At 40.5% G+C, this 12,103-nt stretch carries 11 protein-coding genes; 2 read left to right on the top strand and 9 right to left on the bottom strand.

Annotated features, from left to right (window positions below; translation table 11 throughout):
* From ACEW8O_RS16160 to ACEW8O_RS16135, 6 genes are all read right to left on the bottom strand, one after another.
* Window positions 1-1,035 (bottom strand): ABC transporter permease (locus tag ACEW8O_RS16160; protein WP_373495662.1); only part of this gene is annotated, 1,035 nt, incomplete at its 3' end.
* Between the two features lie 170 nt (window positions 1,036-1,205).
* The gene (rpiB, locus tag ACEW8O_RS16155; protein WP_373495661.1) at window positions 1,206-1,643 is read right to left on the bottom strand and encodes a ribose 5-phosphate isomerase B; all 438 of its coding nucleotides are present in this window, start codon (window positions 1,641-1,643) and stop codon (window positions 1,206-1,208) included.
* The gene (tatC, locus tag ACEW8O_RS16150) at window positions 1,636-2,496 is read right to left on the bottom strand and encodes a twin-arginine translocase subunit TatC (RefSeq protein WP_373495660.1); all 861 of its coding nucleotides are present in this window, start codon (window positions 2,494-2,496) and stop codon (window positions 1,636-1,638) included. Before tatC ends, rpiB begins: the two co-directional genes overlap by 8 nt.
* A gap of 13 nt (window positions 2,497-2,509) precedes the next feature.
* Entirely contained in the window at window positions 2,510-3,778 is a 1,269-nt protein-coding gene (gene glyA, locus ACEW8O_RS16145; RefSeq protein ID WP_373495659.1) for a serine hydroxymethyltransferase, read from the bottom strand.
* 139 nt (window positions 3,779-3,917) lie between these two features.
* Window positions 3,918-6,182, bottom strand: a complete 2,265-nt coding sequence (locus ACEW8O_RS16140) for a TonB-dependent receptor (protein ID WP_373495658.1) — start codon at window positions 6,180-6,182, stop codon at window positions 3,918-3,920.
* Between the two features lie 72 nt (window positions 6,183-6,254).
* Window positions 6,255-6,620 carry a hypothetical protein gene (locus ACEW8O_RS16135; RefSeq protein WP_373495657.1) on the bottom strand — a complete coding sequence of 122 codons (366 nt, stop codon included), beginning with the start codon at window positions 6,618-6,620 and terminating at the stop codon, window positions 6,255-6,257.
* A gap of 146 nt (window positions 6,621-6,766) precedes the next feature.
* Here ACEW8O_RS16135 and ACEW8O_RS16130 point away from each other — a divergent pair, with 146 nt between their 5' ends.
* Window positions 6,767-7,141, top strand: coding sequence for a UDP-glucuronosyltransferase (locus ACEW8O_RS16130; protein WP_373495656.1), 375 nt, complete (start codon window positions 6,767-6,769; stop codon window positions 7,139-7,141).
* Here the strand turns inward: ACEW8O_RS16130 and ACEW8O_RS16125 are convergent.
* On the bottom strand, window positions 7,138-7,368 hold the full coding sequence (locus tag ACEW8O_RS16125) for a hypothetical protein (protein ID WP_373495655.1): 231 nt from the start codon (window positions 7,366-7,368) through the stop codon (window positions 7,138-7,140). The two genes, ACEW8O_RS16130 and ACEW8O_RS16125, sit on opposite strands and share 4 nt — an antisense overlap.
* Window positions 7,369-7,526: 158 nt before the next feature.
* Between ACEW8O_RS16125 and ACEW8O_RS16120 the strand changes: the two genes are divergently transcribed.
* Window positions 7,527-8,432 (top strand): AEC family transporter, encoded by a 906-nt coding sequence (locus tag ACEW8O_RS16120; protein ID WP_373495654.1) that lies wholly within the window; start codon window positions 7,527-7,529, stop codon window positions 8,430-8,432.
* A gap of 33 nt (window positions 8,433-8,465) precedes the next feature.
* Here ACEW8O_RS16120 and ACEW8O_RS16115 read toward each other — a convergent pair whose 3' ends face one another.
* Both ACEW8O_RS16115 and ACEW8O_RS16110 read right to left on the bottom strand, forming a co-directional pair.
* Window positions 8,466-11,456, bottom strand: a complete 2,991-nt coding sequence (locus ACEW8O_RS16115) for an AsmA-like C-terminal region-containing protein (RefSeq protein ID WP_373495653.1) — start codon at window positions 11,454-11,456, stop codon at window positions 8,466-8,468.
* 65 nt (window positions 11,457-11,521) lie between these two features.
* On the bottom strand, window positions 11,522-12,103 hold a 582-nt coding region (locus ACEW8O_RS16110; RefSeq protein WP_373495652.1), incomplete at its 5' end, for an inositol monophosphatase family protein.

The following is a 12,103-nucleotide window of genomic DNA, read 5'->3' as shown; positions in this document are numbered from 1 at the left end:
AAATACCGCGCATAATAATCCTACGAAGGCAATGATAAGCGACTCAAGTATAAAATGAATCACCAGGCTAGGCCTGTTTGCTCCGATGATTTTTCTGACACTGACTTCCTTACTCCTGCTTGCAGCACTTGCCGTTGCCAGATTCATAAAATTGATGCAGGCCATCAGCAGGATAATGGACGCCACAATGGAGAACAAAATGACCTGTTCGATTCTTCCACCCACGTTTTTGCCACCTTCAAACCTGCCATTGAGGTACAGTTTGCTGAAGCGATACAGAAACGGACTTGTAGTACATTCTGTGCAATTACTTTTGATTAGCGTTCCCAGTTTTTGATTTACGGCTGCCAAAGAAGCCTTTGTATCCAATTTCAAAAAGGTATTTGTCCCTCCTGTCTGCCATCCCTCCATCCAAGGGTTTTCTTGGTAATAGACTTCAAACGGTGCCACAAACTCAAACTGAATCCTTGAATTTGTCGGAACATCAGCAAAAACTGCCGAGACCATATATTCCTGTGCCTGTTCCACCTGAACGGTTTTACCGATCGGGTCTGTGTTTTTAAATAATTTTTTGGCAAGTTTTTGGGATATCGCGATGGAGTTGTTTCCCGGCAATGGATTGAACGGATCGCCATGGATCAAAGAAAAATGAAAGACTGAAAAAAATTCAGTGTCTGAATAAATCCCTACTTCCTGAAAAGATACTTCCTCATGTTGGACCAATAGGGTGGAGGCCATATTGGTTTGGGTTATGTTGTCGACCTCAGGAATTACAGAGCGAACGGCTTCCTTCAATTTCGCAGGAGTGGCTCCATAGGTGTGGATCTGCCCGTCCGGAAAAGTATGGTTGATCAACACCTGATACAGGTCTTTGTCATTGGTATGGAATTTATCATAACCAAATTCATCCAAAACCCACAAAAAGATAAAAATACCGGAAGTCAGACCAATGGTGAGGCTGAGAATATTGACCACAGAATTTGTTTTGTGACGGATGAGGTTTCGAAAAGCTGTTCTTAAAGCATGGAATACCATTATATAGAAAATTAGTTGACTATACTTTTCAAGAGCTATGCCATATATAATCATTCTTTACGTCATATACAGGGCTCATTTCCCAAAATAACGTTCTTCTGCGGACGATTTTTGTTCGGAGATGGGATGGTAGGTAAAAAAATCCTCCTCATGAAAATGAGGAGGATTGATTATTTACAAGCGATTTTACCCACTCTGGTAGCATGCCTGCCACCTTCAAAATCCGTGGAGAGGAATATCTTTGTCAATTTTTCGGCTAACTCAAAAGGTATAATCCTTGCAGGCAAAGCCAGCACATTGGCATCATTGTGTAGTCTTGCCAAGGAAGCCAAATCCTCTGTCCAGCAAAGTGCAGCACGGATTTCCTGATGCTTGTTGGCAGTGATGGCTACGCCGTTTCCACTTCCACAGATAAGGATACCCTGCTTAAATTCTCCATTCTCAATGGCTTCACAGAGCGGATGCACATAATCCGGATAGTCAGCGGAAGCATCAGTATAAGGTCCAAAATCTTTGACTTCATAACCTGCCGTTTCCAAAACTTTGATCATGATGGACTTATATTCAAATCCGGCATGATCTCCTCCTATGGCTATTTTTTTATTCATTGTCCTTATATTTGAGATTGTCTTCCAGTTCTTTTTCCGCCCTTTTCTTTTCAAGTCGCTTGGCTACCTGAATCCCTGCTTCATAAAGTACCATTATTGGCATGGCAATCAATATTTGACTAATGACATCAGGTGGTGTAATTAATGCAGAAATAATTAAAATCACAACAATGGAATGTCTCCTGTATGATTTTAACATTGCAGCAGTAACCAACCCAGACATGGATAGAAAATATATTACTACCGGAAGTTGAAACATGATGGCTGAAGCCAAAACAAGCATCGTCAATGTCCCGATGTAAGAAGTAATATCAAATTCATTTAGGATGCTTGGATCCAATTGGTAATTGGACAGGAAATTAATCGAAAGCGGGGCAAGAATATAATACCCAAAAGCAGTTCCCAAAAAAAACAACAGACTGACAAAAAACACAGCACCACGGGCTGCCTGCCTTTCTTTGGTATATAGTCCAGGAGCGATAAACTTCCAAACTTCCCAGAATAAATAGGGGAAAGAGGCAATCAACCCGACCACCATACTCGAAGTCAGGTGCATAGAAAACTGCCCCGTCATCTGCCTGCTTTGGATGGTAAAAGGTAAAGTGTCGATGCATAAGGGAGGGATCGACAGGTAATCAGAAATTTGGCAAAGTACTCTATACGTTATGAAATCGACCCTTGACGGCCCAAGAATCACCACCCCAAAAACAATGCTTTTGGCAAGAAATGCGGCAACAGTAAATATCAAAATAGCTGCAACGGACCTTAACAAATGCCAACGCAACTGTTCTAAATGATCCAAAAAGGACATGCCCTCTTCTTCCTCTTCTTCTTTATACTGATCTAAGGCCACGTTTTTTTAGAAATTAATATAATGGAAATTGAACCATCCACTCATTTACCTCAGACTTGATCTGACTCAATGTAGTTTCTTGATCATGATGGGTGAGCGATTTGTCTATCAATTGGACTATTTTTTTCATATCCTTTTCTTTCAGACCACGGGTTGTAACAGCAGCTGTTCCTACACGCATTCCCGAGGTCACAAACGGGGAGCGGGTATCAAAGGGGACCATATTTTTGTTGATGGTTATATCTACTTTTCCAAGTGTTTCTTCTGCTATTTTTCCCGTCAGGTCTTTGTTTCTAAGATCGATCAACATCATGTGATTGTCGGTGCCACCAGAAATAATCTTAAAGCCTAAACTTACGAAAGTTTCGGCCATTACAGATGCATTCTTTTTCACCTGAATCACATAATTCATATAATCATCAGAAAGTGCTTCCAGAAAAGCAATTGCCTTGGCTGCAATGATGTGTTCCAATGGACCACCCTGCGTTCCGGGGAATACTCCTGAATCTAATAGGGAGGTCATTTTTCTTAATTCTCCCTTCGGTGTTTTCAGTCCAAAAGGATTATCAAAATCCTCCCGCATCAAAATCAGTCCACCTCTGGGACCTCTCAATGTCTTGTGGGTGGTAGTAGTCACAATGTGGCAAAAATCCAATGGGTCATTCAATAGACCTCTTGCAATCAATCCTGATGGATGGGAAATGTCTGCCAATAAAATAGCTCCGACCTGATCAGCAATATTTCTTAGTCTCTCATAATCCCAATCACGGCTATATGCAGATGCTCCGCAAATAAGAAGTTTAGGTTTTACTTCAAGTGCTTTTGCCTCTACCTTGTCATAGTCGATGACGCCGGTTTCTTCTTCCACACCATAGAAATGAGGTTTGTATAATTTTCCGGAGAAGTTTACAGGAGATCCATGGGTCAAGTGGCCGCCATGTGCAAGGTCAAAACCCAAAATAGTATCACCGGCATTCAAAACCGCCAAGAATACCGCAGCGTTTGCCTGTGCGCCGGAATGCGGCTGTACGTTTGCCCATGTAGCGCCAAAAAGCTCTTTTGCCCTGTCTATTGCCAACTGCTCAATCTCATCAACCACTTCACAACCGCCATAATAACGCTTTCCCGGCAATCCCTCTGCATATTTATTGGTCAATACACTTCCTGCAGCCTCCATTACCTGTTTGCTGGTAAAGTTCTCGGAAGCAATCAATTCAATTCCTCTTTTTTGACGGTTTTCTTCTTTGCCAATAAGGTCAAAAATGGCCTGATCTCTTTTCATGGGGGGTATTTTCATAGGTCGCCCAAAATTAGTTTTAATCGATGGATAATCCAATTGTATAAAGACAAAAAGGGGGCCGATATTACCCCCTTTTGATTTATATTTTAAACTTGGCTGCTTTTGAAATTCTTCATTAAAGTTAAAATGGAATCCTCACATTCAAGGCCACATTCCTTCCCATCTGATTGACCCCAAATGGTCTGAATAGTGATAGGTGATCCAAGTAAGTATTATTCAAGAGATTGGTCCCGCTCACATACACTTCCAAAAAGGTATTCCCGACCTTCACATTTCCTCCTATGTTCATCCCCAATAAAAAATATCCTGGGGTGGCTTCTTCCAATGGTGCCGGCCTGTCCTGATTGAATATCAACGAGCCTAGAATGCTCAAATATGGTTTTTGGATAATCCCAATATCATTGGATCTAAAATCAACGGATTGATTCCACCTGTAAGCAGGAATATAGGGTAAGTAAGTCCAATCCTCAGTTCTTTGCCCAATCACCATAGAATAAGAGGTAGAGGCTTGGAACCATTTTGCGGAAGAAGGATGGAAATCAAATTCTAATTCCCCACCATAAAGTCTTGCATCAGATTGTTCAAAAGACCAAATATCGAGATCTTCCTCCATCTCACCTGTTGGAGCAAAGAAAATATAATTATTGATGTCATTATAAAACACCTCTCCCGATATCGAGAAATTATTGGTTCTATATCTGATTCCAAAATCGGTTTGAATATTTTGTTCCCGCTGAAATTCAGCATTACCTTTTTCAAATCTTCTGGTTCCAGGGTGAACACCATTGGAAAAAAGCTCTGCAAGATCAGGAGCTCTGAAACCTTGGGCTATGTTCAACCTGAATCTCCAATGGGAATTGGGTCTGAAAGAAGCACCACCTGAGGTGGTTACACCGTCAAAAGTCCTTTCCAACTGCCTGTTTTCAGGCTCACCGGGAAGGATAAATCCAAAATCAACAAAATGAGGTGAGCTGGCGTCCACATTTACTTTTCGATAATCATACCTTACTCCTCCTTGAACTACCCATTTGTCTTTATTGTAATTCAATAGACCATAAATTGAACGATCATCTTTTTTGGCATCAGGTATCAAAAACTCCAAAGCATCATCATAATTGATTGTCTGAAGATAAAAGCCCTGTACACCAAAAATAGCTTCAAGACTTGGATTCAATGATTTGAAATATTTCACATCATACATGATGTTACTTTGGTTCAAACCCAGATCCACAAACCCCTCACCGGTTTCAATTTCTTCCCGAAGATTTTTATGTAGTCCAAAAGTGGCTTTTAGCTTGTCTTCCCCAAGAAAAACATTGGTTTCAGAAGAGAGAAAGTGGTCTGTTACATTTTGGAAAGGTATCTGGGATGACCTATCACCTCTGAAAGTTGCCAATCCCTCAACATCAGTTTCATCAAGAATGCCAAGCTTTTGTTTAAGATAGGTATATCTTAACCTGGTATCACCCCATTTCTTCTGAAGACCCACACCACCTTTGAAATTCCGGGTATTAAATCTAGTGTTTCCCATGGTTTTTCCGTCACCATCCTTGTAATCGGCATGTGATTCTCCCGCTCCATTGATCGACCAAACAAACCCATTTTCAGATGCTCCCTTTATTCCCAACTCAGATCTCAATCCAAGGTTATTGCTGTATCCTCTGAGATTCAAATATCCTTCGACCTCACCTTTGATGGCATCTTTTTCTTCTATAAGGTTGACTACTCCTGCCATGGCACCGGAACCATAAATTAAGGATGCGGGTCCTTTTATCAGTTCCACATTTCCAATTCCTGTTTCGGTGAGTCCCAATCCATGGTCAGCTCCCCACTGCTGATTTTCAAATCTTCCTCCTTGATACACCGACAAAACCCTACTAAAGGAAAGGCCTCTGATTACCGGCTTGCTGATACCAGGGCCTAATGATATTTCATTTACTCCGGGAGTCCTTGTCAAAGCAGTCATCAAACTCGGTGAAGGCATTTTCAAAATATCCACCAAATCAACCTTTTCTATGCTGATGGGCGAACTCTCCTTGCTCATTATGTAAGCTCCGGAAACCACCACTTCATCAATATTGGTAAATGCCTCTTCAAGCTGTATTTCCACAGTCCTATTAGAACCTGGTTTGATAGATTGAATGATGGTTGAATAACCGATAAAAGAAAATTTGAGTGTAACATTTCTTTCCGGCAGGTCTGTCAATCTGAAACTCCCATCCAGGTCTGTTACTACTCCCCTGTTCAATTCGGCTATGAAAACCGACACTCCCGGCAAGGGACTATTGGTAGATTTATCCACCACCCTGCCATTAATTGATATATCCTGTGCTGCCAATAACCCTAAACAGAAAAGGGCCAAAGCAAGCGTAAGTATTGCACGCATCTCTGAAATTATATTTGAAATTGTTAAAACTGAAAATGTCCGAATCCTATTGGATCAGGAAAAAATGATTTTTCAGGCGAAGGAAGGAGGACCCCTAAGGTCAAATCCTATTTGAATAGATGTTAAAAATTCATGCGAAATAAATCCTGGATTGAAGCTTTGATCGACAGCTTCGTTTTCAGGTATTTCCAAATTCAATTGGTAAACAAAATAATCTGCATGGGCAATAAGATCCAAAATGATCAACTCCATTTCGGTATGGCCATGGTCAGGCATTTCCTCTTGCTCCTCCGTCAAGATCGGATGGGCATGGGTGATTATCTTTCCGTTTTCCAGTTCATGGGTATGAAAAAACAATACACCATTGGTCAGGATACTCAGCATCAATGCCAAGCTCAGGTGACTGAATAGGGGTAATATTTTTCTGAAATGGTACAAGGTTTCGGATAATTACTTAACGAGTAACACAAAGATAAGAAACATTGTTAAGTTAGACTTCCCTTTTTTGTTTTTATTTGGTGTCAAAAATATTTTTTAGTCTTATCTAAAAATTAGATGACCATATTTTATTCTTAATTTTAAGTATGCTAAATTATGATTTTAAGCCCCACAGCTACTTTGATGGCCCATTGCCTAATGCATTGTTGGTCAAACTGATTTATCCGGAAAGTCAGTGGGGCGAAGAGATCAGTATATATGCAAACGTGATGGATGGCAAAATTTATTATGAAGCTGTAGATTTCTATGGCAATGACATAAAATTGAATCCTAAAAAATCCAAAGAAACCCTTTCCCTTCAAGAAATTATCCTGATGATTGAAACCATGGAGCCGGAGTTGGAATCTGCCCAGGGAAATGTCGCACTTACACTTTCAGGGATCCCACAGGCTGAAAGTCTGGTATACCCCGAATTGAAAAAATACTTTTCAGACAAACGAATGGCTTTTGGACTTTCCTAAAAATCCAAAATCGTCTCGTATGTTCTGGACAAAACATGGTGGGTTCTGAACCAATAATCATAAGTCTCAAAAGAGATACAATCGTTGATTTCCATACCCTGAATCCTGAGCTTTTGAAGGCTATTGGCAGGAAGCCAACTCCGGAGGTCATTGGCCTGGTCAATGGTAAGTTGGGAAAGCTGAACGATTTTTTTCCCTTCTACAATCAATGGGATTAATTTGGTCATATTGATATTGTTTTTTACAAATGAAAGCTTATTCACCAAAGATTTGATTAATAATTAATTACGGTTATGTTAATTTTGGAAAACATACCTTATTTGTGATTCTTAAATAACAATAGTATTTATCGCTTATTTTCCTGGGATCGGTTCCACCTTCCTTTATGTTTAATATTGTTTTGATTGTTATATTCCTATGTCTGGGTATTGTTTCCCAGCATTTCCGCTTTTTACCGGATAGTTTGGCCCAATACCTTAATAGGTATCTGATATATATCGTACTCCCTGCACTGGCACTGATGTATCTGCCAAAAATAGAACTCGTGCCTGAGTTGGCCCTTCCGATCGCTTCCGCTTGGATTAGCTTTGGACTATCTTGGTTGATATTTGGATTCTTGGGGAAAATTCTAAACTGGGTCAATTCCATCACGGGATGTTTGGTGATTACCTCGGGCCTGGCAAACACCTCCTTTGTAGGTTTCCCAATCGTACAGGCATTGTATGGGGATGAAGGCATGAAAATCGCACTTCTGATCGATCAGGCTGGATCCTTTATCATTGTAAGCAGTGTTGCCGTAATTGTTGCTTCAATCTACACTGTGGAAAAAAAGAGTAAAAGAGATATCACCAAAAAGATTTTGACTTTTCCACCATTCCTATTCTTTTTGATTGCCATTTTTATGAATATCAGTGGATATGAGATTGCGGGCCATTTGGAAACATTACTCGAAATGATTGCCGCCACTTTAACACCTGTTGCCCTTACATCAGTTGGACTACAAATAAAAATCAGTCCGGATGCATTTAGATCAAAATTTCTTTGGATGGGACTTGGTTATAAACTTGTTTTTATCCCTTTGACCATTTTGATTCTGTTCAGATTTGTTTTCAACCTCCAGGGATTGATGCTTCAGGTCTCAGTCATAGAAATGGCTATGGCACCTATGATTACAGGCTCGATCATTGCTATCACCCATAATCTGGAACCAAAACTCGCTTCCTTATTGGTGGGCGTAGGCATCCCCCTTTCTTTTCTGACTATTGGTATCTGGTATTTTATCCTTGCTTAAAAAAAAGACCCACGCTCGGTGGGTCTTTGAATATCAGTTATTTATTTTAGTAGTATCAGGTTTGGTTGGTTTTGGTCTTCCTAAAACTCCTTTCAATAAGTTTTTGGCTTCATCTACTGCTTTGTCTTTGGTCTCAGAAGCTTTTCTCTCGGCCTCTCTTTTCACACTATCCTGAATGACTTCTGCCTTAAGGGTCATTTCTCTCTTTATACTGTCTTCTGCCGCCTTGAATTGTTGGGTAGCTTGCTCCTGCAAATTTTCCTTCTCCCCTGAAACTCTCGATTTTATGGCTGTTGTCAATAGGTTTTCAATACTATTGCCTCCCGCAAGTCCGATTTTTGGACTATTATAAGTCCCTCCCAAATTGATTGCGACCGGAATCAGCGTCGATTCATTCATCTCTGCACCTGATATTGTCGCCAACAAGGTATTGGCCTGTGAACCGAATTTTCCTGCCGGAACCTGCATATTGATCAGATAATTGATACTGCCGTCAAAACCGGTGCTTCCCTGAATATTGGCCTGATAATCCCACAACCTTACATCAAATGGCCTGACATCCATGACACCGTTATTTATTTCAATGGGTATATTCAGATTTCTTAATTGCAGGGTATTGGCATCATTCAATCGGGTCAGACTTGTTATCCCCTGCACCAAAGTGCTATTTTGAAGGGCAGCCTCAGTCACTTTAAGTAAACCTTTGCCATCCAAAGAGGAAAGTAAAGGCATCATATCCTGACCCAGGATTCCTGAAAAATTGATATTGGTATTGAAATCCCCTGTGAGATGCTGTGCAACAGGTGCAAAGGCCCTTACTGTGTTAAATGCCTCAAAAGCTTCCTGAATTTTCAAATTGGCAAGATTAAGAGCAAAGTCAAATATGGGTGCCGTAATGTCCCTGGGGTCATAGGTGCCATTCATGGTTACCTTTCCCCCCAAGGTACTCATAGAAGCATCCCTGAAACTTAATACCCCATCTTTTAATGCCATATTCCCTTTGACTTCCTTGAGAACAAGATTGTCATACAAAACTTCTGCTGCAGCCACTGACATGTTAAAATCAATATTTGCAGGTAATTCAATTACTGTCAGGGCTTCACTTTCTGTGCTTTCGGATTCAGTCATCCATTCATTGACATTGAACTTGCTGGAATTGAGGCTCAACTGACCCTTCAAAACTTCCTCATCTTTTACTATATAGTTTATATAGTTGGAAAGGAACCCGGTAGCCTGCAATGGACTTTCGCCCACTCTTGCATCAAATTGCGTCAGGTTGATTCTATCAGGAGAAAAGTCAGCATCGGATCGATGTATCCTTATTCCTTGCGGAAGATCTACTGAAGTAAAATAAAAATCAGTAATGGAAGCTTTTCCACGGGTATCAAGTCGGTTATATCTGCCTTCTTCTACATCTTTATAAGATCCTTTGGTCTGAAGATCTGCATAAACTTTCCCTTCCATAATGATATCTTCCATGGGGAATATGGCCAGCATTTTTCCCAGGTCCACGGTACCATTTATAGCACCGTCCCAATTGAGCAGTGAAAAATCATTGATCCTTAATCTACCATTGATGGCTTCATCCTCAAGTTCAAATCCGAACTGACTCAAATCAACCAAAAAATCGTTCATTTTTCCACTTGGATTGATGATGCTTGCATTGATATTCAACTTTTCAATTGGAGCAGGATAATCGAAGCTTTTGACAAAACCATTAGTCAAGGTCATCTTCGCATTAATACTTGGGATGACCTGGGCTACGGAGTCATATTTGCCCTTGGCCTGTGCGTTAATATCAAGTATTCCCTTCAATGTCATACCCTCAATCGGGAAAATAGAAGTCATCTCCTCCAGATTAACTTTTCCTATCAACGCTCCATCCATTTCGTAGGAAATAAGATCCGCTAAATAGAACCTTCCGGAAATGGGGTTGCTGCCAAAATCCAAATTGAAAGTTGGAATGTTTACTGAAGTATTGTCAAGGTTATTGGTGGTATTTTTGACCTGCATGTCCACGTTGACATTTTGCACTGGCCTGGGCAATTCCGGATATTGGAACATCCCCTCTTCAACTTTCAACGAAATGTCAAATGAAGGAAAACTGTTGTCACTGTAAATCCCTTTAAAGAATCCATTAAAATCCATGGAACCTGAAGTTCTGAGATTTGAAAAATTATCTGAATAAATGCCGGGAACAAGGGAAAGAACACTTTTGAACGTATTATCCTTGCCGGCAAAAACAAGGTCAAACTTTATATCATCAGCAGGCATGGCGATAAATCCACCTAAGTCAAAAAGGAAATCATTCACGGCAAACTCCCCATCTCCAAATGCAAATTTCATTTGGTTCATATCTATATTCATCACTGTTTCACCCTTGAACTGTTTGTTGCGAAGATAATTGGTGCCTTCATAGGTGATATCTGCAATAAACGCTTCCATTTTGACCGGAAGTTCATAGACATCCATAGTAAAGTCCCCCTGTCCCACCATGCTGATTTTGCCCAAGGCCATAAAATACTGCAGTTGCCTGTCATCATAAATCACATCAAAATCATTGACTTCTATCAAATCAATCCCAATCTGAAAATTACTCTCCGCGGGACTTTCATCCTCTGATGGAAAAGTGATGTCATAATTGGCAGTTCCATCTTCCAGGACTTTGACATACAAACTGCCCCCATCCAGATGAATCCCTTTCAAAGAGGGGTTGTCCCCGAAAAGAATGGACCTTAGATTGAAGTCCACCTGAAGCCTATCCACATGAACAAGAGTGTCATTTTGAAATGGCGGATTCCCTACCACACCAAATTCCTTGACAGTGGCAGATATATGTGGAAACCTCCTGAAAATACTTAGACTTATATTGTTAATATCATAATAAACCTGAGCGTTGACAGTTTCGGAGATTTCCCTGTCAATTCGATCGGCAATTTTATCCTTGAAGATAAATGGCAGTGAAACCGCTACTGCGAGAAGCACCACAAAAACCGTCAAACTAATTATCAGTATCTTTTTCATTTCGTTTTTCTAAAATCAATCAGTACAATAACGTAATCAATATAAATAGGATATTAAAACAGGAATTAACTCCAAACTTCCTGAAGAAGCATGTCAAACTCCTGATGAATATATCCATTTGAGGCGAGTATTTCTTTCCCGAAGAGATATTTATCTCCCTGTCGGAAATCATTGACCGCCCCACCGGCCTCCTTTACAATCAATGCACCGGCTGCAACATCATAAGGTTTGAGATCATATTCAAAAAAACCTTCTACCCGGCCACAAGCTACGTAACATAAGTCAATCGCAGCACTTCCCAATCTCCTGACTCCGTGACACTTCCTCATCAGTTCTTTTAATACATCCAGATAGGCATCAATCTGAGAAAATGCACTGTATGGAAATCCGGTTGCTATCAGACTTTCACTTAGACTTTTTACACTGCTCACCTTGATTGGCTTGCCATTACAAAAAGCACCGTGACCCTTCATGGCATAAAAACATTCATGAAAGTTGATTTCATATACAACTCCGATCACAATTTCATCCAAATACCTCAAACCAATACTGACTGAAAAAATAGGCAGGCCATGTATAAAATTAGTGGTACCGTCAAGCGGATCAATGATCCAAGTGTAAGCTTTCCCATCTGTCTGACCGGTACC

This window comes from Aquiflexum sp. (genome assembly GCF_041749095.1).
Taxonomy (GTDB): Bacteria; Bacteroidota; Bacteroidia; order Cytophagales; family Cyclobacteriaceae; genus Aquiflexum.
Note: the sequence above shows the minus strand (reverse complement) of the source record. Positions and strands in the feature narration are given on the sequence as shown.